The following is a 26734-nucleotide window of genomic DNA, read 5'->3' as shown; positions in this document are numbered from 1 at the left end:
GCAAAATAATACTTTGTTTAAACTGGCCCGCAATTACCGATACAAGTGGACCTATATCGCCGATACAAGTGGCCCGTTATGCACCGATATATACATCTAGGACGTTTCACCCTTAGATTTAGGCCTTCTTCCTTATAAATACGATAAATCCGTTTTTGATTATCGCGCCAGCCTTCGCGTTTTAATAAGACAACGATCCGCTCTATGCCGTAGCGGACACGTGTTTCAGCAATGCTTTTTATGCGCAGGCGTAACGGGCCGTCATCACCTCTATGGTGTTTATAATACCAAACTGAGGTACTCAGCAGAGAGACCTCGCATGCTCTACGGAGTGAAATCCGATAATCAGAAATGAGTTCGGTAACCATTTTTCTACGCTGCGAGGGCTTTAAAACTTTTTTTTAATATATCCTGGAGCATCTGCTTGTCCAGACTAAGATCTGCCACAAGCTTTTTAAGCTGTGCATTTTCTTCTTCCAGTTGCCGAAGCTTACGCAGCTCCGATACGCCCAGACCGCCGTATTTCTTCTTCCAGTTGTAGAATGTAGCCTCGCTAATACCCATTTTTCTGCAGACTTCTTCCACACGGGTGCCTGTCCCGGACTGTTTGATCGCAAAGGCGATCTGTGCTTCGGTAAACTTTGATTTCTTCATCGCTTTTCCTCCCTTTTAAAATTAGTAATTCAAGTCTGAATTCTCTACTTTTAAATGTTCCAGTTTTTTGGGGAGAGGTCATAAACTTGACTGCGAAAATTAAAGACATGATTTCCTCTGAAGAGTTGTTCAAAGAAGAAACCACAGTGGAGCAAATTGCAAATCTTTTAATTGAGAAAAAGGGTATTGAAAAAAATTCCAAATCGAGCTCATCCATTTCAACTATTTTAGGTAATTGGGTCAAAGATGGGTTGTTAGAAAGCAGAAAAGCAGGTAATATAAATTATTGCAAATTTAGAAAATCAAAATAGGGAATATTTGGAACCAATTCAATTGTACAATATAGATTAGATTATTATGGAGATCGTAATATTACAGATAGAAACCTACTTATTGGATACTGAAGAGGGTCAATTTCGGGCGATACCGTTTTACGAACTTTCTATAGATAAGTGTTAAAATTGGTTAATCGCTATATATAGTAGACCTACGCTCAGCCCATAGCAGCATTTAAATTCTAAGAGTTTATTTTTTCCCAACTCCAATCTCTTGGATGATGAATTTTAGCATATCTATTAACTTGTAAAAAAAGACAGAAAACAAGAATACTATTAGAACAGCTGAAATTTTTATATATTTATTCCTAAAGTTTATTCCTAACAAGAAACCTTCAAGCTTTCTGAAGGAGAATCGGGCGATTGACAATACTAAAATCAAGAATAATATAAGGACAATTCCTATGGAAGTAAATATTAATACTATATTTTTAAGGTCTAATTTATCCCCTATGTTTATACTTACGTTAAAAGCTGCAGAGGCAAATATAATTATTGATGAAAAAATTCCTAAAATTTCAATATACTTCGCATCCTTCTTCTCATACTCTTTTTCTATTTTTTCTACATTCTTTATTTCTAAGTAGAGTTGATCTATTTGATGTAGGATTGATTTGTATGTGAACACTTTTTGGGAATACTCTGACAATTTATCTTTATATTTTTGATTATCTAATGGTAAACAAAAACCAGAGCTAATAAAAAGTCCATTTACATTATTATTTATTATAAAAGGCTCTGATATAAATGCTTCCGAAAAATCAAGAGGAAATAAATAACTATAATTAAACCCTGACCAATTTATATTTTTCTTATATTCTTTGAGAATTTCATCAGCTTTGTCAATATATTTTTTTAACAGAGATAAGTGTTTTTCATTTTTTTCCTTTAATAACAAGCAGTCTACTTGATTCGTAATAAACTTAAGTAACCTAGATTCTCCAAAAAAATTATTAACATTAAAAGCTTTTAAGTTATCTTTAACATACTCATATTCCTTAACAACCTTGTCGAAAGTTAAATCGTTCGATAGTAAAGCTTTTGAGTAAGTGTTATTAATAGAATATAGTTTTATTAATGCGGAAACATGCTTACTATAAGCTGATTTATTGTTTATTTTTAAGCTGTCAGATAAAGCTGACAAATTACTAAAATTTTCTTCTATATCTTTAAAATATTTAATTTTAGCATGCAAAGCATGATTAGCCCCTATTTCATCTAAATTATTAAAAAAATTTTCTATGAGGGAGGCCGTGTTTTCAGGAGATTCTATATAATGACATTCAGCATAAGTTAGAAAAACCCTTAGTTTATCAGTCTTTACTTCCGAAAATATAGCATCTGTATCTACAATACTCTTATTTTGAATTAATTTTAGTATATTTCCCTGATCTGAGTAAGACTTCTTAAACCTAAGTAAAAGCTTTGCTTTGAAAAAAAGAACTTTTTCCAACAAAACTGGGATAAATTCAATATTTTCAAACTTTTTCAAGTTATAATACTTCTTTAATTCATTTTCGTAGAACTCTAACTTATAATAAGATTTTCGATTTGCTTCTAAGAAAAAATCTAGAATAAAGACCTGTTTATTAATTCCCAAAATTTCATAACACATTTTTGTTTTATCGATATCAAATGACTTATCTTTTTTCAGATGCTTCGATAATAATGTTAGGGAAAAATTCTCAATCTTCTCTACATCTAAACTTCTATTAAATAAAATGTTGCTTGATTTTCTATCAAAAAAAGAGTAGACTCTTAATTTTAGATCGGCTAATTGTTCTAAACAATTGCCAAGAATTATTAATGAATTAAAACAAATATTTTCAACTTTAGGATCAATTAAGTTCTGATAATCGAGAGAAAAGCCTTGATACAAATTTGAAATATAATCTAACTCCAAAAAACAACCACTTAACATTTCATCAAAAACAGCTTCATTTTTGATAAAGTCTGCCGCTAAAATAGAGCTATTTATTTGCTGGAATAAATAGTCTAATATCCTATTATTGTATTCAATTATCCCTTTAGAGTTGTTGGTAATCAAAACATACAGGAGATTACCTGAAATAATCTTTAAAGATTTATAGATATTTTCAACATGCATTTCTTTAAATGAAATAATATTGATTATCGCCTTTTATTTCACTATAAGGAATTTCGGTATTAAAACTTGAATAATTATTACTCCAGCATTTCCATCTATGCGAAAGCTCTACCAGATTAAATGCCGAATAATTTATAATATTATTATTTATTCTAATTAGCGAATCTAAAGCAAATTCTATTGATCGAAGTACTCGACTATCCAATTCTTTAGCTAATTCACTTTTCATTGAATCCAAGCTATTTATAGCTAAATAACTAGTCTCTCTATTATCAATTTTCACAAAAGTTAGAGTATTATTTCGAGATTTTAATGTAGAATACACAGTATGCTCTACTGGTCCATATTGATATGCTTTAAAATCATTAAATAATGATTCCCCTAAAACAAAATCTGATGGTATATTAGATTGAGCAGCAACTGCAAAAAACAAAAGCTTTTGAGTTTTTAAAACACTAAAATCATTCTTTTGCCTTCCAAATTTACTTAGGGCATGAATCAAAAAGTATTCAAAATATTTCAATTTAATATCGCTCATTTTTACATTATATAATTGCTCTAGTGCAATATAAGTTTTTTTATACAAAAAAGTCTGCAAAGATAAAAAATAATTAAATAGTTGCAATTACAAAATTATCATCTTCCATTTTAGAATATAGCCGTTTACTTGATCACAACTAATATCCATTTAATTACTACACGAAATGTAATTAAATGAGGGGCGAGAAAATGTAAGTAACACATTTTTAAGACAGCTACCATTGTACTTTTTCTAATTATATAATAATAATCTAATTTGTTTCGAACCATGAACTATCCTTCTCTAACCGAACCTTAATATCCACTTTCGTATGATATATATTGAATAATACGGTTTTCCGTATTTAGGTACAATTTTCAATTCATACCTTTAAAAAGATGATATTTAGCTTCATTGTGAAAACTAAGATTTACCCTGAAGTATATTTTTTATTACTTTTAAAGAGACCAAATTATTAATTATACACAAAAAAGATTATGATTATAAAAAAGGAAAGTTTCAGCTCTGCTGAATTCAATACTCAAAGTTTTATATCTAAAACCAAACTTTTGGAACTTATTACTGAATCCAAATTCTACGACGATCTTTTAAAGGTATTCGATCTCGAAAAAATTGATAGTAAAGTACTTAAAATAGGGAATGCAAAACAACTTATCAATTCGATATTGGTTTTGGATTCAAAATGTACCAAACTTGACATAAATAGTCATATTCGAAATATTCAACTAGATACGTTATTAGAAGATGAGAAAGCTTTATTTGAAATATTTGAGATCAAAAATGATTTTATAATAAAGAAAATAGGATCAGATAAATTTTCTGCAGAAACTCGGTATGATGCAAAAACTGATTTATTAGACTATTACCACTTTAGTAAGTTTGCAAATTATTGCCGTGATTTAGAGTATAAAGATTTAGTTAATTCCGTAAAAAAGTATCTATTAGAAAAAAACAAAAATAATTCAGATTCCCGAGCAGTAAGATTGATATATATTAAAGAGGAGAATAAATTCTATATCAGAGCAATTACTTCTACAGATGATTACAAAGATTTTGGTATTAATTTCTCTGTATTTGTGGCATTGTTCACTTTAGCCAAATATGTAGAGTCTAGCAATGTGGAAGTTTATATAGATAATTTTGTCGTTGACGATTCGAACATCTATGTTTCATTTACCTTGGCGAATAGTATTCCAATAAATAAGAATATGACTCTTTCATTTAGTTTGATATTAGAAAATAATGAAGTAAAAAGGGGTGCAGTGTCTTTTAACGGATTATTTAAGCTAAATTACAATTACGAAAAGAAAGAAAACTTCATTTACATTAAACCAAAAGGCTATAAGACAGATGGTTCATATCCAATTGATTTACTTAATTACAATCATCGTGGATCTGTAAAAAAGGTTTTAGAAAAAATGGAAGAATTACCGGAGTTAATAGACCATTTTATCAAACAAGTTAGTAAGGATGCTTTAGAAATAGAGAGCATATCAAATTTTGACGATGTTAGAAAACATCTTAGCCAAAAAATAAAATTTTCAAAAAAAGAGGAGTTTAAAAAATACAAGGAGCAAGTATTTAACAAATTAATGAGCATTACTGTTGACAGCACATTTAAAATGTTTGAATTATTCCGAAGCGTAGAAGATCTATTTGAGCATGATGACGTTATTTCTGTTAACTTCTGGAGAACAAAGTTATATGAGGCTTTAGTAGAAAAAAAATAATTATATGCGAATAAGCCAACATTTTAAACTCGGTAAAAGTCAACTAGAGCTCGATTTCATTGATATTGATACAACCAAGGATACCCCATTGTTTCTAGATCCTTTTTTTATTAGCATCCGAAATGACAAATGGTCATTAGAAGCTGACAGGACAATCAAGAGTTTTTTCCAAAGAGCACTGGATTTAATTAACAATAATGATATCGATCAAGCAAGAAATCTTTTTGATCATCTAGAAGAACCCAATTCAACATGCCTTGGTGTTTCTAGAGACAAACCAAGAGGTAGAGGTGTTGGAAGGGTGTTTTCTGATGAAATTTTTGAGAATATCTTAAAAAGTACTGCTAGTTCCACTGGCTTAATTGAAGATCTTCAAGACAACATACTATTTATCGAGGGTTTTGGAAAAGATATGCTGTCAGACATGACGACAAATATTATCAGAAAAAGCCTGATAGAATATACTCAACATCAATGTGAATTACACAGCATCCCGCTAACTGATAATGTTGCTAGTGGTTTTTATTGGAGTTCATCTTCAATGCAATGGGAACAATTTTACACTAAACAACTAATAGTAGACGATAGGATTATACTTTTAGTTCCTAAAGGTGTGGCCTCGTTTTCTAAAATGTATACACCAGAAAGGTATTATAATCATTTTGTTCTAAATTTCATGCAAAGTGAAGAACTCAGAATCAAATCATCACTAGTTTTGCATCGAAAGGATGGATCACCATATGTAACGAAAGCATCTATAAAAGAAAAACATCCATTAACAAAGGATTTCCTAGCAGGTTTTTCCAAGAGGAATCCTAAAATTCTTGAAAATTTCAAAAATCGCACCACCCAGTCTTCTTTAGCAAATCAAGAGATATCAGAAATCAATATTCCTGAGTTGAATTCCCATCTATTAAGTGAACTATCAAATATTACCCCAGGAACACAACATGCTACCGATTATCATAGACTAATTGTCGGAATTCTAGAGATTATTTTTTATCCTCATTTAATTTACCCAAAATTAGAGAAACCTATTCATGATGGCCGTAAAAGAATAGATATCACATTTGACAATGCTGCGGAAAATGGAATTTTTCTTAGGCTTCACCAGAACATGGGTATTCCATGTCAATATATAATGATTGAGTGTAAAAATTACAAGGGAGATCCCAAAAATCCAGAGCTAGACCAACTATCTGGTAGATTTTCACCTAACAGAGGTAAAGTCGGTTTTCTTTTATGTCGAAAAATAGATAATATGAATCTTTTCCTAAATAGATGTAAAGATACATACAATGACCAAAGAGGTCTTATTATTCCAGTAACAGATGATGATATTATCAATCTACTAAAAAACTATAACGACTGGAATAATAATTTCATTGATGAATTTTTAGCAGATAGAATTAGAGAAATTACAAATTAGACCATTTTATCGTTCCGTTTCTAAAGTATTCTTCAGCTTACTTATCTATAAACCAAAAGTAGTAATTTTTCACAACAGGTTTTTAAAAAAATAGATCTTCAATATCATTTATGCTAAATCACCGTTTAATTTATTAAAGTTCATTATACTTTTTAGCACTACCCTTAGCCTTCTCTACCGGGTATTTTTCGCTATTGAGTTTCATCTTGTCCTCCACGATCTGCTTAACATCGAGTCCATGCTTATCGGCAAGTAATAGTGCATACATTAGTACATCAGCAAGTTCATTCTTCAATTTGTCAGGATTAGCATCCTCGTTGCCTTTCCAAAGGAATAGCTCCAAAAGTTCTGAGGCTTCAATACTCAATGCTACCGCAAGGTCCTTTGAATTGTGAAACTGCTCCCAATCTCTGGCATCTCTGAATGCTCTGATCTGTGCTATTAACTCTTGAATATCCGACATGGTTATATATTTAAACGGCAAACTTGCCTATGCCCAAATATCCGAAAAATATAATTAAGGATATTTTATATCCTGGCGATTTCTTCATAAACCAAACTATTATCTCTTTATTGATTAGCTTCCAGCTGTTTTTTGAAAAACGTATTCGTCTCCGCATCAGCGCAATAGATATAGCACCCTTTCATACCCCGAGTCATGAGAGTACGATAGGTATTTTTTATGATTGCTTTAATCAGTTCCTTACCCTCTATAGGATTTTCCTTAAGTAGTTTCTTATAGCCCAATATCGTTCTGTCATCTTTATCCCTTGCGGTAGGTTGAACGAGCACTTCGCCATCTCTGACCAATAGATCATTGCCGATTATGACACCGATATAATCAGCCTCAAGCCCCTGTGCGGTATGGATACATCCTATTTCGGTAACTGAATTGGGATCAATAATCCATGCCCCGCCATAAGCGGTCATATTCCACCGCATCTTAAAGTCATATTCATCAAAGATAATATCAAAGGCGTCGCTTTTCTTTTTACTTGCCCAAGGCCAACAATAGCCAGCAACGATGCGAGCTTTGTTATTAATTTTATTTCTCTTGTAAATCAGATCCCGCAATTGATCTGGCGAATCCATCACACGGAAATCGTAATCTAATCCGTCCAAAGTGGTATTAGCCGTTTCTCGGATTTGCAAAGTATTATCTAGCCATGCCAAGTAACCATCGGAACCGTTACACCTAAACTGGGATTCTAAGGATAGTCGATGAACAGTAATACCTTTTTTATTTGCAAACTCTTCGATCACTGCAATTTCACCATAGTCTTCAAGACTTACCCGCTGGTTTTCATCGATAAAAAAGATGGAGCAGTGAGCAGCATCCAGAATTTCTTCAACTTGATTGTTTCCCATCCTGTAGAAACCAGTTTTTTCGGTCAGCCGATGTGCCTCGTCGACAATAAGGGTATTAAAACTATTAGCCGGAGTCTGCATAAAAGATCCTGAACCGACAAACAGCTGTTTCAATTCTACTTTCTTTTTATCTCGGGATAATTTTTCAAAATAAACATCACGCGGTGCAGAAGTCTTAGTCACATATTGCGCAAACTGACCCGTTTTGATCAGTTGTACCAATAGATTAATAGCCACAACCGATTTCCCGGTACCCGGTCCTCCTTCTACAATGAGTACATTTTTGTTGTTTTCGGAAGAATTCAGTGCCAGCTTCTTTGCTGTCTCAAAAACAACTTTCTGATCATCGATCATATAGAACTCTGTATTGCCCTTGATCATATTGGACAAAGCATCAGCAAGAGATTTACTTGGTCGGATCTTACCGTTGTCGATCCTAAAAAGTATATCCGACTGATCACCAGTCTTGATATATTTTTTGATGAACTCTCTTACCTTTAAAGCATCATGTTTTAAAAAGAGCGGCGCTTTATCAATATAACCTTGGTAGAAGTCATTTCTGATGCAATTATCGTCAACATAATTATGAAGATAGGCACAGGGGTGTAAATTTATATTCTCCTCAGCAATAGCTTCGTTAAATCCATTTAATAGTGCCGCATAGGACCACGCCTGATAAGAGGGATGGGCAGTATCTTTCATCCCTTGCTTAAATCTGGTCCGCACAACACCATCTTTATCGGTGATTTCAGCAGTTTGCCATTGTTTAAGTTCAACAATAACAACATTATCTGTATTCCCGTCGGAACCACTGATTATAAAATCTACCCGCTTCGAGGTTTGTGGAATATGATACTCGATAGAAATACCACAGTCAGCCGGTATCTCACCATCATGAAGAACTTTGTCCATATAGCTGAGCGAGTTACGGAAGGAGTTAAGTTCTGCCTCGCCTACTCTCTTTCCTGTGCGTTCAACAAGCGCATGCTGGATAATATTATCAATATCGTTGGTGAGAATATCGCAGGAGAACTTCTCTTTGGTACTATGGTAAATAATCATTCTAACTGACCGGCTTAATTAGTCCGTAAAATAAATAATTATTTGTAGATATAAGCATAAAAATTACTGTACAAATAAACGCTAAGAGAAAGAGTAGGTACTTAAACAGAATAAAGTTGCTTTTAGTGGTTCAAGAAACGTTCGGAAAAAGGACTAAACTCTCTTTGTGCCGCACTATAGCCAGATCCTCGAATCGGCTGAAGGAAATACGTTGTTATTAGGCCGCGGTGCCGGCCGCCTAAAAATAAATAAGGAAAAATTTATACTTTTTAAAGAGTCCTTTAGCTTACGGGAACCCGTAAATTATGTCATACGTTAATTGGTAGGTTTGTATCATTAGCAAACATATTGACCAATGGCAAGAATAATCCTACAAAACACCAATATCGAAATCGATAAGACAAAGTCTTTCTCTACAGGTTTTATAAGCGACCGTGAACTATTAAAAAGGCGTTCAGCAAGATACATGGAGCTAATCTCTGGACTTGATGCTAAAACATTGACTGATACCAAGGGCATGGCAGATCTTATTAATGCCGTAAAGGAAGAATTCGGTACTGCTGACATCGCTAACCTACCGCTTGGTATACTCGCAAAATGCTTCCTCGGTCATCCCCATGAAGTACATACACTTGACCTTTCAGGTAATATGATAATCAAACATTATAAAATAAGCGAGCCGTTGCCCGAAGACTTTGAAAAGGCTCGAATCCTTGCTAAACACAATGCTTACGTCTTCGTAGAAATCTATCGGGATAAGATCATCTTAATCAGAGAGGATGGCACTGCCAGCAAACTTTAATATAACCTAATAAAAGAAAAAAATATGTCACAACAAGTCATTTCTTACGCCGACCTGAGCATTATCAATAGTGCACTGCGTTCAATCAAATCGGATATGTCTGGGGTCCATTCCGAATTGGGGAATTTAAATTTCAAACAAGATCACCTTGAAGATGAGCTGATGAAATTAGCATCTTCCTTTGCTGATTTTGTCGAAGCAGATCTTAGGCATAAATCACTCCATCTTGCAGAAACGCGACAAGGAAACTTAAAGCAGGATCTGCAAATCAAATTTGGCTACTATGCCGAAGTCAGGAGAATGGCGACAGGGATACTTCAAGGTGTTGACACTGGGGTAGTTGGTAATGATACGCTACGCTTTACAACGGAGGAGGTCATGATCAAAGCTCCAGGATATTGGCTCGCTCCCGCATTAATAGCACTGGCTTCGTGGATAAGAGATGACAAAGCTAATAATGAAAAGGCACTGAATGAAAGCTTGAAACGGGATGATTATAAAACCACACTTTTCTTTATGCTCGTCATGCGCAGACTCGCACGTAATGAGGCTAGCTTAAAATGGCTAGAACGCTATTTTATGCATCAGAATCCTCATCATCTTGACCGAGAATTTATTATCATTCTCGAAGCTGTCACCACTGGGATCTTTCCTCCTGCCGCTAGGCAATTGATGATGACAAATGTCAAAGGCTGGCTGATGCAGCTAACACAAGGTGATAACTATATCAATGAACAAAAATCACAATGGGTCAATTTTTTCGAAGCAAAAGGTCCATTGGATGAAGGTAGGTATCCCCTACTTACAAAATTCGCTACAAACTGGTCCGAATTGGAAAAATCACTCAAGGAAGCTAGGACACATGATGTTCTCCAAACTTATTTTAATGACATTTTAGCATCTTCAGCTGATTACACAAAAGCTATCAAAGTACAGTTGGATGAAATTTTAAGCTTATTGGTGACCAATTTTGATGATGAAGAACTACCCCTACAACAGCAAATTAGATTAAATGAGCTCATTATTCAAATGGATGGAGACAAAAATGCTGCACAAGCTGTCGTGGATGCGGAAAGATACATTTTTGATGAAAAGGTCGATTTCTTGCAGATTTTGACAAATGCGGCTTTTAATCCGGAGCTCTCTGGTGCAACCAAGGTAACCCAAGCATTAGCAGTTTCAATCAGCCAACCCTGGATTGTGGAAGCACACGATACTTTCACTGCAAATAGTAGAAGTAAAATACCCTCTAAAGTTGAATTGCAAATCGATGGTTTTATAGCGGTCACAGAAAATGGCAGCGATGAACAAGAACTTTTAGAAAAGCATGACAACTACTGGCAGAATTTGTTATCTCTAGAACTGCGCAATTTATCATTCCCGTATGGGCTAGTATTAATAGGTCTTATTATTGGCGTACTAGGCTTATGGGGCTGGAATCAGCATATCGTATTAGGGCTGGCGGGGACGTCTATTGGGATCGTCATGATCTGGACCTCGCTCGGTAATCATACCAAAGCGAAAAGAAAAATCAAAGAGAATATTGAAACACGTCAGACAAAAGCAAGAGAGGTGCTGCGCGGATGTATTGCTGAAACAGTAGATTATAGAATGGAATCAACCACAGAAGATGCCAAAGCCGAAACACTGCGTCGGCTATTGAACGCTATTACTCCTGAAGATTTTTCAAGTATCTCAAAGGATACCAAAAACATATTACATGCAAACTAATTCAAGCTATCATGGAAAATAGAATAATCTTAGATAATACTCAAGTACAGCCTGAAACTACAGATCAGGTAAACGACAAACCTCAACCTACCAGGCCTAATTTATTTCCGGGGAGAACGGATGCAGAAATGGAAAATGCAAAATTTCCCAATTGGGATATTGTACCTCCAAATCAATTTATAAATCCAAGAATAAAAAACCATAAATGATGCAGATTTCAACTTATTCGGAATGGGTAATTATTCTTGATCGTTTTGGAAATGGGGATGACATTGTAATTGACAAATTGAAAATGGGGGCATTTAAAATTGATGCTGGCACAGCCCAACGATTTTATGAAAAAGTGGAGCAGGCATACAAAAAGAGGAAGCAAAATTGGCTGGATAAATTTCAACGATCTCTTCAAACTCAAAATACACGTATTGAAGATCTTGAAATAACATTACGAAATGGCAAACAACATCTTTCGCCTTTAGTAAATTTTGTTAATCTAAATGGTTTACCAGAAGACTTAAAGAAGATCTTGCAAAAAGATCTGTATGATTTTGTGGCTGAGATCAAAAAGTCGATGCTGGATAAAATCTCTACAACCAATATTATCAAAGAAAGGATGATTGTGTTATTAAATTCATTTTCATTGCCTGTAATTCTTCCTGAAGAATTACCGAAAACTTTATCAGATAGAAAAAATGAAATAGCTAATATTCCTTCAACAGGACGAAAAATAATATTCTAATATGGCAAATAGTGTGGAATTTAAAATATCGTTGTTAAGGATGTTCCGTGCAAGGATACCTTTTATAGCGATCCGAAGTATCGAACGAACAAGAGTATTGGAAGTCATACAACAACTGGCGGAAGAAATAAATATCCCCATATATGTACACAGCCTTTCGCACGGAATGATAGATATAAAATCTAAAAAGAATGTAAATGATGATCGATCTGTTGCCGGCGGGATAGACTTTGCTGTACAGAATATCTCTCAAAGACAGAATCTAACATTTGTATTTACGGAAGTTAGCGACATTGAAGATGACAACCTGGTCTCCAGACATATTTATGATTGTGTTGTACAGGCCATTGAACGAGGTGGCAGCATCTGTGTAATCTCAACTAAAAGTGTCTGGTCGCAATTGCAACGTCTCGGTATGACACTGACACTTGATGCGCCTAATGAAGAAGAAATGCTGGACGTAGTCAAAGATTGTGTCATCCCTTATAAAGGTTCAATTCCAATCGAATGGGAGGAAAAAGATTTTAAGATGGCTGCAACGATATTGGCAAACATGACAAAGATAGAAGCCGAAAACGTATTGGCTACACTGATGGCGAAAGGCTCTTTGACAAAAGAAGATATTAAAGAATTGAGTCAAGCAAAAGACAAATTATTTAGTGATATCTCAGGTCTTGAAAAAGTCAAAATTGATTCCAACACGCTTACAGTGGCAGGGCTTAATGGCTTGCAGCAATGGTTGGAAAATCAGCGTCAACTGCTAACCGCAGATCTCAAGGCCAGAAAACTAAGACCTCCACGCGGGGTTTTACTAGTCGGTGTCCCTGGATGTGGAAAGTCGCTATCAGCAAAATTTATTGCTGCATCATGGAATTTACCGTTACACCGTTTAGACTTTGCTTCTATTCAAGGTATGTATGTAGGTCAATCCGAAAATCGACTAAAAGAGGCTTTTGCTTCCGCTGATAATGCGGCTCCATGTGTTTTATGGATCGATGAAATAGAAAAGGGGCTTGCTGCTAATGCGAACGACTCATCGGGGGTCACCACCAGAATGATAGGCCAATTTCTGTTTTGGTTACAAGAGAGCACAGCAAAAGTATTTGTCGTAGCGACGGCAAACGACGTAACCAAGCTACCGCCAGAATTATTACGGAAAGGCCGGTTCGATGAATTATTTTTTGTGGATTTGCCTTCTGAAACGGAGCGTAGGGATATCATCAATCTTTATATTGAACGAAATCTATTGCCCAAGCCCTCTAATGAGACGATCGACAACCTAGTAGATATTTCAAACGGCTTTGCTGGATCAGACCTCGAAGGAGCAGTACGGGATGTAGCTATTCAGGCAGTAATCCATGGGGATGAGTCTGTGGATGATTCTCTTTTTGAAAAATGCTTCAAAAATATTGTTCCATTAAGCAAGACCAGCCCCGAGAGAATTGAAGCTATTCGTGGTTGGGGTAAAGAAAGAGCAGTTCCCGCGTCAGGGCTTGCTTGGGAAACGGATTCTCACGATCGAACTTCAAGTAAACGATCAATTATTATATAAATTATCCATCTAAAAAATTACAAAATTAACAATGGCATTTGAATCAAAAGTTTTTAAAATATTAATCGCAAGTCCCGGCGATGTTGATGAAGAACGAAAAGCAATACCTGAAATAATTTCAGACTGGAATAATGCAAATTCAGAAGCAAATAAAGTTGTGCTTTTACCTGTAAAGTGGGAAACCCACTCAGCTCCATTACTAGGAGACAGACCACAAGGAATAATTAACAGCCAACTTTTAACCACTTGCGATATGGCAATCGGTGTTTTTTGGACAAGACTTGGATCTCCAACTGGTGTTAGCGAAAGTGGGACCGCTGAGGAAATCGAATGGTTTATTGAGAATAAAAAACCTGTTATGATTTATTTTTCTTCTAGAGACATTAACCCAACAAAACTTGATCTTGAACAATATAAATCTCTGACAGATTTTAAAAGTAGATTACGCAAAATAGGATTAACGGGTTCCTACGAAAATTTATCAGATTTCAAAGAACAATTATTAAGACAGTTATCAATCAATGTTAGAAAGCTTCTTGACAACCCGGATTACATAGAAAGTTTAAGCCCCACAGCTGCAAAAGCAAAGGAGAAAGAAATTAAAAAGATCCTAAAAGCAGACAGTATTTATATTGAGGATTATGAAAAAGATGGCAAAATAAAAACTTTTTTGGTTAAAGGTGACACAACATCTATTAAAACACAATTAAAAGAAATGGGTGGAAGATGGAATAACTCATTGAAAGGTTGGATTTTCACAAAAAACAAAGAAATAGAAGTTGCGGAATTTATTAAGAAGAATAAATAGGATATTTCACATGGTCCTTAAAAGAGGCTTGTATCAGCCTCTTTTTTCATTTACGGGAACCCGTAACTTTCTCGGAAGGACTCTCTTTAACTTTGGTCATAATCAAATATTATTAACATGATGGAAAACGATCTACGACTCAAACTGGAGCAGCTACATCAACGTGTAGGCAATCTTAAAGATCAAATCAGTACAGAGGAAGCAACTAAGAATGCTTTTGTAATGCCTTTTATCCAAATTTTAGGCTATGATATATTCAACCCTACGGAAGTAATACCTGAATTCATATGCGATATCGGCACCAAAAAGGGAGAAAAGGTAGACTATGTCATTAAGAAAGATAATGAGCCGATACTGATTATTGAATGTAAGCACTGGAAGGAAACTGCTGATGCACACAATTCACAGTTGCACCGTTATTTTCATGTTTCAAAAGCAAGATTTGGCGTGTTGACGAATGGACATATCTATAATTTTTATGCTGATCTCGAAAAACCGAATATCATGGATGAGAAACCATTCTTTACCTTGGATCTCAACAATCTCAAAGATTCTAACATCAAAATCCTGGAGAAGTTCACCAAGAATGGTTACCACCTAGAGGGAATACTGGATTCCGCAGAAGGACTAAAATATATCAAGGCGATCCGAAAAGAGTTTGAAAAAGAACTTCAGGAGCCATCTGATGAACTAGTCAAACTTTTGGTAAACAGATTTTTCGACAAACCGCTGATCGCTTCCAGAATGGCCGCTTTTAAAGAATACACCAAGAAAGCCCTTTCATCATCTATCAATGAATCCATCAGCTCAAGATTGAAAACTGCTCTTAGTATCAATGAGACGATACCACAAAAAGCGACTGCTGAAGTGGCGCCAATTGACGAGAATATCAGTACCGAGATCAAAATAATTACAACAGAAGAGGAAATTGAGGGATCACAGATCGTAAAAGCGATCTTGCGTGAGCATGTCCCCGCCTCTCGTATAGCTTTCAGGGATACGCAATCTTATTTTGGTATCCTACTCGATGACAATAACCGCAAACCCTTGGCTCGATTACACTTCAACTCGACTAATAAATATCTTGAAGTATTCCCAGAAGGTAAGGACAAAGGTGTTAGAAAGCTGTTGACCTCCCTGGATGAAATCTATAATTACCGCCAAGATATAACAGATGCACTGAAAAATTATGAATAATACATGCTTTCATTATAATAATTCTTTAACTATCGCTTGGGAGCAAGACTCTTAAGCGATATATCTTTTTATAGTACCTCAAGCGAACTCATAATCGCACAGAAAAAATAACTTCCAAAAACCATGAAAAGAAGATATGTAAGTGGACTGATATCACCCAGTAAGAAAATATTTAAAGATATCTTCCATGGAACAAGTAACCAAACGCAGGCAAAGAAGTTCCCTTGGTGGCAGATCGTTTTGTCCAGCTGTATTATGTTGTTTGCCTTTGTAATCGCTAACAACCTGCTATCTGGATTGATCTTGGCTTCAATCTCTTCACTGTTTATCCCCCCAACTGAGGCCAAATGGGAAAACATGCTACGAGTAAAATTGGACTCTAGGGTAAAACTCTTTATCACGGTGCTTCTTATTGTCTTTTCAATCCCTGTTAGTATTGCCAGTCATCATTTCCAATTACAAAAAGAAAAGGAAAAAGCACAGCTGGAGCTAGCTGCACAACAAAAGAAAGCATTGGAGGATAAGAATGAAGCTGTACGGAAGGATAGTCTAAACTATTATTTAAAACTGCTGGCAGCCCCTACTAAAAATATTGAACGATCACTAAGACTGATTGATCGTGCAAATACATTTGCCAAGTTTGGCGATGAAATAGATCTGCTATCCAACAAGAGAAATACCTTACGGTCCAACCAGATTGATCTATTTATCAAACAAGGCAATTATAGCGATGCGCTAGGAAAGCTGGATAACTTGATAGCCCACAATAAGGACGCAGGCCATTACTACAGGCGAGCTATATGCTATCAAAAATTAAAGCAACCACAGGCAGCTGTCAACGACCTCAATAGAGCGATGGAGCTTGGGTCAACCGCTGCCCAAAGATTATATAATGTAATCAATCCCTTAAGGAAGCGGATTATAGACTATGTGACAAGATGCTGTGACGGCACTACATCTGACGCACGAGGTCGAGGGGCCTGCTCCTGGCATGGTGGTGTATGTAACTGGAATGATCCCATATATGAAGAATACAGACAATATGAATAAGGAAATATTTGAAAAGAAACCGCTCATCAAGAAAAGTCTCTTGCAAAGTTGGTTCAAGCAAGAGCCGGATGAGAATTGTGTAATTGAAATCAATAACCTCTTTGCAAATAAACCAATAGAATCGGTCAGCATCCATGAAATGGAGCTGATCGTATCAAAGTATGGCACCGACGTTTACAAAAGCTTCGGGTTGAATATGGAGGAATTTTATATCACCTATATCAATGAATGCTGCAAAAATGGGATCATCAGTGAATTTGAATTAGATAACATTAAACATTTACAATCTTTGTTACTCATAACCGATCATACAGCAACATATTATCGGCAAAAATTAGGTATTGATGTGATCGATAGGGAATACATTAAACTACTTAAAGACCCTATTTTGGATAACAACGACTTTGCTCATTTCAATAAATTAGTTCAGTTTTTTAACATCGGTGAGACCATACTCAAAGGAATAAAAGATAAAAGGAATACACAATTCGTTGATTCGCTGGCCAAGCCTTTTATCGCAAAAAAAAGAATATCATACCGTGAATTTCATGAGCTAGAGCAGTCACTAGAGATACGTAACATCAAGTTTCCGGCTCATAGTAAACAAATGCTCAATAAATTTCTTTCCTACTGGAAACTCGAGAAAGAACCTCTCCAGCAATGGGGTACAAATCAAGAGATTATAAAAAATGAAATATGCTTATACGAGGAAAGCAACATCGACTGGTTTGAATTGCGTTCAGATCGGGGCTATTCAAGTTATAAGTTTATAAAAAGAGGGACCATAGTGATGACAAACAAAAAAATCTATCTTTTTACTTCGGATTCCTCTTCTAAGCTCGCCTACACCCAAATCGCTAATATTCTGGCCCTGCCTGACCAAGTATTGATCAAAAAGTACAAGGGCAAAGAACCTAAACTGGTATCTAAAAAGGACCAGATCATATTTGAGATTATGATGAAAAAAATATGGAATGCCCATCTAAACCAGAACTGGCCAAGCTAGCTGTACCACAAAGTCCTGAAGATATAATTTCGCTAAAAACAAAATCGGTCTGTTATTTTGATATAATAGACCGATCTAATGAACCAAAGATTGAGTAATCAGTCTAGTTTAGGATTATCGTATACGTTCCAAAGTCCCAAGCGATTTGAGCGCGCATAATGCTGGCCTGCGACAAACTGGGATTCATACCGCACATTGGGTGGTACAGTCATTAATAGCGCATATCCATTTTTGATCATCTCAGCATTTATAAATGTATCGTTGAGATAAGCGTACGCCAACGTGCGACCATAACGGTCTAGCGAGTCCACATCATATTCCAATCGGATCTCCTTATTCAGAATCAAGCTATCTAGATAACGTTTGGATGTTATTCCAAAAGGATGCTTCTTTTTGTGAAAAGCATTTCGATCCTCAGGAGCGTCGATGCCGATCAGCCTAATCTTCACATTATTGCCGCGATTATTTTTAGCCCAGAAGGTGTCTCCATCAACTACTTTAAATACCCGTACCGCATCAGAATGAGGAAGATTACTTTTTTCCAAAAAGCCGAAAGACCTGAAAGTCTGTTCGGATTGCGCGCAGCTCATAAAAAAAACAAGAAGAAAAAACAGTGCGATTATGCCCAGTTTGATCATTACATTTATCCACTTTTTCATCCTGCCTATAATGTTTTGAGGAATTGTTCAAACTCCTGATAAAACTGTTCTTTTGTATTCACTGCCTGAATAACCTTAACATTGGCACAGCCACTATCTTTAAGCCATTTCTCCCAGATAACCTTGATAATCTGAAAATCAGTAGGCTGTTCTTTGGCCGCACCGCTTGGATCCAATGAACGGTCAACAAGTTCAGCAATAAAGATGTTCATGTCTTTGAGGTTAAAATCAGTTCTATTGATTGCATAGGTGGAATCGGATTGTATAAAAGCGGCTAAGTCTCGCTTACCGCTCGCATTGTAATCTTTACGGATCTTGGCTACAAGTTCTGATCCCAGTCTATAGCCCCTCCCCTTATTAGTGCTCTCAATATAACCGTCTGTCAAAAGAAGCAGGACATTCGTATTTTTCTTATCGACAATGATCTTATTGCTCCCATCTATTCGTTTTGGAGAAACATCTACCAACGAACTTTTAATCGTTTCGTTAAAATAATTCCAGACATCCGCGCCGGACTGATTTTTCAATGCATAATCATAGACCCGGTTTACCTCATTTGAAAACGCCTTTACATCGCTTTTCAGTCCTTTGCGAATATAGCTGACCCTATCTAGCTGATTATTGGAAAACCGATTAAAATCAATAGTCATCCGCTTAGGATCGAATGATGAGGTATTTAATATTCCTCGATTGATAAAATCAAGTTTATAAACATCTAATTGTCCGGAACTTCGATTGTGGAGCTTTAATAGCTCATCACTATGGTCAATGACTTCACGGATCAAAACAGTATCGTGGATTGGTTTCGGATATAAATGTGTATTGATCCTATTGGATAGATCCGGCGCAATAATGATATTGTAATCTTTGAGCATTACCTGTTGCTTTTTGGAATCATCATTTCGACAACCGGCTAGCAAGAATAGTAAAAATAATGGAAAAATATAGGATATTTTCATTGGGTTGATTGGTTAATTGTTAAAAGCCGTAATGTCTTCTAAAAGTTCGTGTTTAATGTCAGACTGTAGTCCTAAATTAGAAAGCCAGGCTTCGCATTCACCTACAGCCTCACGGGTTTTGGTCTCTGCTTTTAAGATTGCATATACTTCGTATAGATATTTGCTCCATCCTTCCATATAGATATTGACCCTGTTTTCCATCTCGGCTTTGGAAATGGGGAGCTTATCATTGTCAATCTGGCTCTTGTAAATCTGTCCGATATTGCTAATCCGTTCTTTGAAAGTGAGCAATTGATGTTGCAATGCACCTACTCGTTCGTTCTGCTGAATCGGAAGCTGCTGGATCTGACCGATCTTTTCATCTTTGCTCACTTGCAATGAAAATAGTTCAGCTTGTATGGTATCGTTCTCCAATTGAATTTTATTGATCTGCTCCTGGTACTCACTGATCTCTTTCTGGTGGCTCTCTACAATATGCTTGGTCTTCTGCTGTTGAAAAGTGAGATTACGTTCGTTGACCTGACTCATTAATTTTTCGAAAAAGAATCCAAAAAGAAACACACCCAGCGCACCTAGGATAAAGACTAGCCAAAAATTGCTATCTCCAAGAACATTGAATAATGACAATCGTTGATCTGTCTTATTGGTCAATAACTCAATGTCGTTGATATTTTTCGAAACCTTATAGGCGATAAAAACATCAACAACAAGGATAAGGATAATTCCCAAATTGTCCACTAAAGCCCTTTTGATCTTCTGCATAAAACCTTGTCGCTCGATTTCCTGTTTTTCATTGATCTCAAAGAGATCTTTAAAAACCTTGTACATACCCAATGCGAGCGGGATAGCAACAAACAAAAAGAGAAATAATATGCCACCCACACCTTTCTCACCTATCTTGGTGATGGCATGTGGATTAAAAACTTCGGGAGACTGCGTGTTTGCAGAACCTAGCAACATCATTTCATTGATCTCTTCTTTCGAGAAAATAAAGATATAGGCAACAGAGGAGTAAAAAACAAATATATACAAAGCCAGTAATAGCGTCGTACCTGCTAGGATCAACATAATAGGTTTATTGACTGATGGTTTTACAAACTCAACTTCCAATTCTTTGATCTTTTGCTTCAAGGCAATGATCTTACTTTCGATAAAGGGGATTCTCGTGTTGTTATTCGAGGTAATTTGAAGACGTTTCTCTTCAATTTTTGCGGTCAAAGTATTGATATCCGAATCGAGATTTTGCTTGTCTACTGTTGCATTGCCCTTAATTTTTTCTATTTCCTGTTCTGTACGAAATTCCATGTTGGTCGAACTCACTTTCTGCTGTTCGTCAATGCGCACTTTCAAACGATCCTTTTTCTCGGCGATAACTTCAATTTCATTGATGAAATTGGAGTACAGACTATCCATGGCCTGGTGAAGAATCTGATGATCGCCATTGTTTTCTTTGGCGCGGTTATAGCCACTTTGCTTGACCAGATCCTTATCAAAGGCTCCTACTTCAGAGGCAATGATATTGTCCAGCACGTCTTTGAATTCTTTTAAAGACTGCTGTTGGAAATTGAGTTCTCCTCCTGAAGACACAGTATACCGGGGAGTATGGTTTTCGGGTTTAAGCTGCATAGGTGTTTCTATTTGTTCAGATGCGATAATATCTTCCAATGATTCACCGTTATTGATCCTTATGGCTCGGGTTCGGATCCCATGAAAAGTATCAGTAAGCTCAGCGATAGTCTTTGGATAATTGGTGACGATGACGCTTACATGATTATTGCTTTTGGAGTTATTACTCCAGTTATAGGAGCCAGTGATAGCAACGGCTTGGTCAATCACACAGAATTTCTGATTCATGATCCCCCAGCCAACATTCTTGACCTTGGTCACCTCTGCGCCCTGTTTTTCCAAGAGTGAAAAGTCGAGCTTTTCATTATCCGGCTGATCTGATATAATAATTGAAACTTTTACATGACGATCAAGGCATCCCTGAACTGTCGCGAAAAGTTCATTATCGGTAAACCAGGCCATTGCAATCAAGACTTCGGCACGGGCTTTAGAAAGCTCCTGCCTAACACGTTCATAGATGACTCTGCTATCGGAGAGCGTATCCTGGATCAATTGATCTGTATTCATAGTGTTTTTCAGTTAAATACGGTTATATGACTTTGCTGATGTTTGTTGATTCATCGATTCAAAACTATCAAAAACCGTAAAGGAGATTTTACGGTTTCCCGTAAAGGCGTAATTAAGAATTGGTAGGATTACTCTTTGTGCAAAACTTAATATAAAAACAACAATGAGAAGGAAGACTTTGCGAGGCTTTCAGTATATTTAGCAGCACATAGCAACCAAAATTAGATCTTGATAAAATGAGTTCAAATGTTCCTATTGTTCGACAAATATCCTGGCCCGCATTTGCAATTGTATTTGCAATAACCTTGGCTTTTTTATTCGCTTTCGAGTATATCTTTCAGACAGATGATGTTTTCATCGGCGTCATTATCTTCTCCATTTTAGCGATTGTATTGCGAATGACTGTCCCCAGAAGCCATCGAAAAGGAATGAAAGCACTCAAGCAAAACGACTTTGAAACGGCAATACCACATTTTAAAGAGAGTGTTGATTATTTTACAAGAAACAAATGGGTAGATAAGTACCGTGTCATTACGGTATTAAGTTCTTCAAAAATGTGCTACCGGGAAATGGGACTCTGTAATATCGCATTTTGTTATTCACAGACAATGCAGGCAGAAAAAGCGAAGGCACTCTACGAAGAAATTCTGGAAGAATACCCCGACAATGGGATTGCTTACTATGCGCTAAATTCAATCAATACGTTTTCGAATAAAAATAATGAACCAAGCTAAGTAAATGTCCCGTAACATCCGTACAGATAAAATATGGCTTATTTAACGATCTGCTTATTCTATTATCGTATGGGAGATCAACGGAACCTTTTGCTTCCAAACACCCTTCACATTAAAACGATGCTCTGAATTTTTATTTTTTATGGTAAAGGTATAATTGCAGCTTCGCTCAAGGTAGGTAAACTCACCGCGAACAGATAGGCTCCGATGGGGTTTGAGCGCTAATGTTTGGCTATTTCCCGGTTTGATATAATTTTCAAAGGTCTTCCCTTTGACATAGAGGACTTTCCCCTGCCAATGACTAACATCATCTATCAATACTTCATCCATAAAAATGCTTGCATCTTTTTTATTGATCCAGTCAAAAGCACCGTAGCTGTTACTCGAAAATTCAGAGCTGTATTTGACGTCTCTAAAGATTTCAAGCGTCTCTACATTTTTCTCCAGATCCGAATCATTTCGTACTGTCAGAGAACTGCACCCTTCACTGCTAACATATATTTTGCGACTACCTTCTATTTCTTTAATTTCCTTGTTGATCAGTTCGTATTCATCACCCCTAGATTGGCTAAAACTTATTTCATCCTTTCTATCGGACGATTGGATGCCTATCACAAAATTCCGCGGCTGGTCACTGAAATTTTCTTGCAACGTGAGCTTTAGCTCATTGCTGGCCGTTTTTTCCAAGGTTAACCATCCCGCTTCCATTTCAACGGTCCCCACACTTTCCAATTTGAGCGCATTGCCCATCGAATCTTTCAAGATCTCACCTGTAAGTGCATCTTTGACATAAGAAACAGCCCATCTATCTGCTTTGATAGGAATGATATCATCTGTAAAACCAGTATTTAAGGTTAGACTCTTAAGGTCCTGCGCGATTAGCCCTTCTTTGGGAGTAACGTCTTCTTTGGAACAGGAATTGAATATGAACAAGCCAAATGACAACGCAAGGAGAGATAAGATGGATATTAGCTTTGAAGACTTTTTCATACGAATTGATTATTTAGATAAGCGAGCTGATCGAAAATTTATCTGTAAGATAAAAAAAATAATGCAATTTAGCTCCTTTTCTAAAAAACAGCTATAGGAACGAGATATGCCAATAATAAAGAAAGGCTATCCTCCGATAGCCTTTCTCTTTTCATAAAATTAGTTAACATATAGCGCTAAATATCCTGAATGCATTGGATATTTTTATGTAACGAAAAATATATTTCCTGCTATAAATCCGTCCATACAAACCTAATGCAATACAATAACGATCCTTTACGGGTTCCCGTAAGGAGGTAAAAATATTTTTATATAAAGCCCAGTTCCTTACAATGGGCCACCAGCTGTTCATTTTTGGTAAAGCCGAGTACATCTTTCATCAGGTTGAGCCGTTTCTCGATACTGCTGAGGCTTGATGGTCGAATATCACGCTGCTGTAGGTATTCGGGCATCTCCTTTTGGGATATTCCTTCATAGAGCAATTTGACGATATGAAGGTCAAATTGGGTAAACTCGTGCGAATTCTGTTCCTGTATAAACTTCTTGCTATCGGGCGACTGATACGTACGGTGCTGATAAACTGTCTGGAGTGCCTCGCGCAGATGCTGACCGTCCCGACGAGCTTTGCGTACAAGTCCGTCAATCTGATTGTCTCGAAACATCTCATTGATCAGTGCCGACCGGTCTTTGGCGGTCAACACAATAACCTTGATATCGGGTTGTACCATCTTAACGGCTTTGATCAGCGAAAGACCATCTTTGATCTCCTGTGGGCTATCGTCATCTTCAAATTCGATATCGGTGATCAACAGATCATAGGGTTCGCCATCGCGGATGGCATTTTTGATCCAGGTAAGGGCATGATCACAATAGTACACGTATTTGGTATTGTGAATACCCAGGTCGTGCAGGGTTTTCTGCACTGAAATGTTGGCTATCTCGTGGTCTTCGGCAATGAGTACTTTTTTAAACATACATTATTGTCTTTTTATTATAGAGGGATATTGGTCGTAATGCTGAGCCCTTTTCCCGGTTCACTGACAAAGATAATTTTGCCACCGAGGCTTTCAATACGGGAAACCGTATTTGCCAGCCCTTTTCCCTGAGATTTTTCGGCGGGCATCCCGACACCGTTATCTTTATAATATATAGTGAGTTGCTGATCCAATTTTTCAAAGCGTACCACAACTTGCTCGGCCTGGCTATGCTTCTTCATATTGACCATAAGTTCCTGCAGCACATGCTTTACCTCTTCTTTAATACGCTTACTGACATCGGTCCATTGCTCAGCATCGTTACCAGCGATCAGTACACGGCGATGGTCTGCAGCAAAAGACTTGAGCAAGGAGGCCAGCTGTTCATTGTACGGGATCTCGGTGATGGTCTGCTGTTCGACATTATGCGAAATATCACGTGACTGATGGTACATGTTTTCAAGTTTGTCGAGTACACCATCGCGATCCACATCTTCGCTATGTTCGATCTCGGACATGACACGATAGATACCATTGGCAACGACATCATGGATCTTCTTGGAGAGGTGAAGCTGGGTCTCTTTGACCTTGTTCTCAGCTTCGAGTTCGAGCCGTTGCTTGCGTCGTTTGTACCAGAGGGTACCACCTCCTACTGCCAACAAGAGTAAAAAGATGCTTGCCCCTGTAATGACACGCTGTCGGATAAGACGGCTTTGTTTTTCAGCATTTTCTTTTTCTAAACGGAGATTATCGGCTTTATTTTTTTCTACCTCATAGCGGATCAGCGCAAATTGATTTTTGGCGGCAGCACGGGCATCTTGGACGCTATCATTAAGATATTTGTATCGCTGAAAATATTGCTTGGATTTATTGGGGGGACTAAGTAGAATTAATCTGTACAATGCTCTGATTTGATCATTTGCATTATGTAACTTTTTAGTAATTTCATATTGTTGAAGCGCATAGAATAAAGCAGAATCTGGTTTTTCCTTAATATAGTAATCCGCCAAATGAGCTAAACTTGCATTCTGTCCCAATAAATCACCGCTTTGCTTTCGAATTTGCAATGATTTAAGATAATCGGGCACGGCAACGTATGAGCTATCATGTTGCCATTTAGCTTTTGCAAAATTTGATATTACCCGAGCATGCTCACTTGGATTATTTTTTGTTTGCTGGAACAAATTTATATATATATCAAATGCCTCTTTGTAACGTTTAAGATATTGGTAACTTAAAGCTAAGTTATTCTTTATAGCCACCGCAGTCGCAGTGTCTGTTGAAAACTTCAATGCTTTTTTGTAGAAGTCGATTGCTTTTTGGTATTCTTTTAAGTTATAGGTTGCCGTAGCTAAACTATTGTAATTTGACCCTATATAAAGATGGTGTTTGGGATTTTTTTCATCCAGGTAATCCATAGCTTTTAATGAAGATTCCTGTGCGCCAAAATTATCCCCCTGATCTTTTTCTATTATCGCCATTACGATAAAACAATTCGCAATATTTATGCTGTCGTTTACTTCTATAAACAGGTCTTTTGCCTTACTAAAATAAAAAAAGGCACTATCATTCTTTCCTTTATCAAGAAAAGCATACGCTTGATCATAGTAGGGGTTTTCGGAAGATAGGGATTGTTTCGTTTCTTTTTTAGAACAAGAAACAAAAGTAATAACAAATAGTAATATGTATAACGGTTTCAAGATGGCTTGTTTTCTTCGAAATTACTGAAAATATGAAGGTAAATCAAAGAATTGACGATAAAAAGAAAAGGCAGCTAACGCTGCCTTTTTACTATACATATCCAATTAAGGTTTTGTTGGACGAGGAGGAATAGGTGTGCTGGTTTCTCCACCATCACCGAAAGTTTGCACAGTTGGATGCTCTGGGTTTGGTTGAGGGTTAGACGGTTGACCGATTCCAAATAATAGATATAACAAAAAACTAATCATTGCTCAAAAAATTAAAAAAGTTCAAAAACCTGGTAGGTCCGCGTGCTCCGTGCACGGGATTGCTACAAATGTTTTCAGAAGGCCTTCTGAATTTTTTGGGAAGTAAGAGTGTCAATCGCGGGAGGCAGAAGCTGCTTCCCAAACCGGCGAATGTCTACCGCGAGATCTTCTCATTGTGAAATCAGTTTAGTATCTTAGCCTCATAAACTAATCGACTATCATCTGATT

The 26734-nt window shown here is 36.6% G+C and carries 23 protein-coding genes and 1 pseudogene; 13 read left to right on the top strand and 11 right to left on the bottom strand.

Translation table 11 applies throughout. From position 1 onward, the window contains the following. Positions 1–95 precede the first annotated feature (95 nt). A pseudogene (locus M2408_RS24390) lies at positions 96–654 on the bottom strand (transposase); the annotation flags it as partial. Positions 655–740: 86 nt separating this feature from the next. On the opposite strand from M2408_RS24390, the gene M2408_RS24385 reads away from it, so the two are divergent. Continuing rightward, positions 741–965 (top strand): hypothetical protein, encoded by a 225-nt coding sequence (locus M2408_RS24385; RefSeq protein ID WP_259187191.1) that lies wholly within the window; start codon positions 741–743, stop codon positions 963–965. Positions 966–1179: 214 nt separating this feature from the next. On the opposite strand, the gene M2408_RS24380 is transcribed toward M2408_RS24385, so the two are convergent. Together M2408_RS24380 and M2408_RS24375 are read right to left on the bottom strand one after the other, a co-directional pair. Then, on the bottom strand, positions 1180–3096 hold the full coding sequence (locus tag M2408_RS24380) for a hypothetical protein (RefSeq protein ID WP_259187190.1): 1917 nt from the start codon (positions 3094–3096) through the stop codon (positions 1180–1182). A 4-nt stretch (positions 3097–3100) separates the two neighbouring features. Next, complete coding sequence (locus tag M2408_RS24375) at positions 3101–3634, bottom strand: type II toxin-antitoxin system antitoxin SocA domain-containing protein (RefSeq protein WP_259187189.1); 534 nt, start codon at positions 3632–3634, stop codon at positions 3101–3103. A 479-nt stretch (positions 3635–4113) separates the two neighbouring features. Between M2408_RS24375 and M2408_RS24370 the strand changes: the two genes are divergently transcribed. After that, entirely contained in the window at positions 4114–5367 is a 1254-nt protein-coding gene (locus tag M2408_RS24370; RefSeq protein ID WP_259187188.1) for a hypothetical protein, read from the top strand. Positions 5368–5371: 4 nt separating this feature from the next. After that, entirely contained in the window at positions 5372–6796 is a 1425-nt protein-coding gene (locus M2408_RS24365; protein ID WP_259187187.1) for a hypothetical protein, read from the top strand. Positions 6797–6929: 133 nt separating this feature from the next. Here the strand turns inward: M2408_RS24365 and M2408_RS24360 are convergent, their stop codons facing one another. Next, positions 6930–7259, bottom strand: coding sequence for a nucleotide pyrophosphohydrolase (locus M2408_RS24360; RefSeq protein WP_259187186.1), 330 nt, complete (start codon positions 7257–7259; stop codon positions 6930–6932). A 107-nt stretch (positions 7260–7366) separates the two neighbouring features. Further along, positions 7367–9226 carry a DUF2075 domain-containing protein gene (locus M2408_RS24355; protein WP_259187185.1) on the bottom strand — a complete coding sequence of 620 codons (1860 nt, stop codon included), beginning with the start codon at positions 9224–9226 and terminating at the stop codon, positions 7367–7369. 355 nt (positions 9227–9581) lie between these two features. Here M2408_RS24355 and M2408_RS24350 point away from each other — a divergent pair, with 355 nt between their 5' ends. The 9 genes from M2408_RS24350 to M2408_RS24310 all read left to right on the top strand — a co-directional run bounded on the left by M2408_RS24350 (position 9582) and on the right by M2408_RS24310 (position 18108). Next, positions 9582–10028 carry a hypothetical protein gene (locus M2408_RS24350; RefSeq protein WP_259187184.1) on the top strand — a complete coding sequence of 149 codons (447 nt, stop codon included), beginning with the start codon at positions 9582–9584 and terminating at the stop codon, positions 10026–10028. A 24-nt stretch (positions 10029–10052) separates the two neighbouring features. After that, positions 10053–11759, top strand: a complete 1707-nt coding sequence (locus tag M2408_RS24345) for a hypothetical protein (RefSeq protein WP_259187183.1) — start codon at positions 10053–10055, stop codon at positions 11757–11759. Between the two features lie 11 nt (positions 11760–11770). Then, complete coding sequence (locus M2408_RS24340) at positions 11771–11968, top strand: hypothetical protein (RefSeq protein WP_259187182.1); 198 nt, start codon at positions 11771–11773, stop codon at positions 11966–11968. Next, on the top strand, positions 11965–12495 hold the full coding sequence (locus M2408_RS24335; protein WP_259187181.1) for a hypothetical protein: 531 nt from the start codon (positions 11965–11967) through the stop codon (positions 12493–12495). Before M2408_RS24340 ends, M2408_RS24335 begins: the two co-directional genes overlap by 4 nt. A gap of 1 nt (position 12496) precedes the next feature. After that, a complete protein-coding gene (locus tag M2408_RS24330; protein WP_259187180.1) occupies positions 12497–14047 on the top strand; it encodes an ATP-binding protein in 1551 nt (516 codons plus the stop codon). Between the two features lie 31 nt (positions 14048–14078). Then, on the top strand, positions 14079–14855 hold the full coding sequence (locus M2408_RS24325) for a DUF4062 domain-containing protein (protein ID WP_259187179.1): 777 nt from the start codon (positions 14079–14081) through the stop codon (positions 14853–14855). Between the two features lie 117 nt (positions 14856–14972). Further along, positions 14973–16052, top strand: coding sequence for a type I restriction endonuclease (locus M2408_RS24320; RefSeq protein ID WP_259187178.1), 1080 nt, complete (start codon positions 14973–14975; stop codon positions 16050–16052). A 123-nt stretch (positions 16053–16175) separates the two neighbouring features. Continuing rightward, positions 16176–17102, top strand: a complete 927-nt coding sequence (locus M2408_RS24315; protein ID WP_259187177.1) for a lipopolysaccharide assembly protein LapB — start codon at positions 16176–16178, stop codon at positions 17100–17102. Beyond that, a complete protein-coding gene (locus tag M2408_RS24310) occupies positions 17077–18108 on the top strand; it encodes a hypothetical protein (protein WP_259187176.1) in 1032 nt (343 codons plus the stop codon). The genes M2408_RS24315 and M2408_RS24310 overlap by 26 nt, the downstream gene beginning before the upstream one ends. Before the next feature lie 98 nt (positions 18109–18206). Here M2408_RS24310 and M2408_RS24305 read toward each other — a convergent pair whose 3' ends face one another. From M2408_RS24305 to M2408_RS24295, 3 genes are read right to left on the bottom strand one after another with little or no spacing between them, the layout of a single operon-like run. Beyond that, entirely contained in the window at positions 18207–18767 is a 561-nt protein-coding gene (locus M2408_RS24305; RefSeq protein WP_259187175.1) for a thermonuclease family protein, read from the bottom strand. A gap of 5 nt (positions 18768–18772) precedes the next feature. Further along, the gene (locus M2408_RS24300) at positions 18773–19726 is read right to left on the bottom strand and encodes a hypothetical protein (RefSeq protein ID WP_259187174.1); all 954 of its coding nucleotides are present in this window, start codon (positions 19724–19726) and stop codon (positions 18773–18775) included. A gap of 12 nt (positions 19727–19738) precedes the next feature. Next, positions 19739–21859, bottom strand: coding sequence for a phospholipase D-like domain-containing protein (locus M2408_RS24295; protein WP_259187173.1), 2121 nt, complete (start codon positions 21857–21859; stop codon positions 19739–19741). A gap of 236 nt (positions 21860–22095) precedes the next feature. Between M2408_RS24295 and M2408_RS24290 the strand changes: the two genes are divergently transcribed. After that, positions 22096–22593 (top strand): tol-pal system YbgF family protein, encoded by a 498-nt coding sequence (locus M2408_RS24290; RefSeq protein ID WP_259187172.1) that lies wholly within the window; start codon positions 22096–22098, stop codon positions 22591–22593. 54 nt (positions 22594–22647) lie between these two features. Here the strand turns inward: M2408_RS24290 and M2408_RS24285 are convergent, their stop codons facing one another. From M2408_RS24285 to M2408_RS24275, 3 genes are all read right to left on the bottom strand, one after another. After that, positions 22648–23583: a hypothetical protein gene (locus M2408_RS24285; RefSeq protein ID WP_259187171.1), complete on the bottom strand. Its 936-nt coding sequence runs from the start codon at positions 23581–23583 to the stop codon at positions 22648–22650. Positions 23584–23891: 308 nt separating this feature from the next. Next, complete coding sequence (locus tag M2408_RS24280) at positions 23892–24557, bottom strand: response regulator (RefSeq protein WP_259187170.1); 666 nt, start codon at positions 24555–24557, stop codon at positions 23892–23894. Between the two features lie 17 nt (positions 24558–24574). Next, entirely contained in the window at positions 24575–26257 is a 1683-nt protein-coding gene (locus tag M2408_RS24275; RefSeq protein WP_259187169.1) for an ATP-binding protein, read from the bottom strand. Positions 26258–26734: the final 477 nt, after the last annotated feature.

It is taken from the genome of Sphingobacterium sp. BIGb0165, assembly GCF_024810095.1.
Lineage (GTDB): Bacteria > Bacteroidota > Bacteroidia > Sphingobacteriales > Sphingobacteriaceae > Sphingobacterium > Sphingobacterium detergens.
The sequence above is the reverse complement of the archived record's forward strand: the minus strand, read 5'-3'. Positions and strand labels throughout refer to the sequence as shown.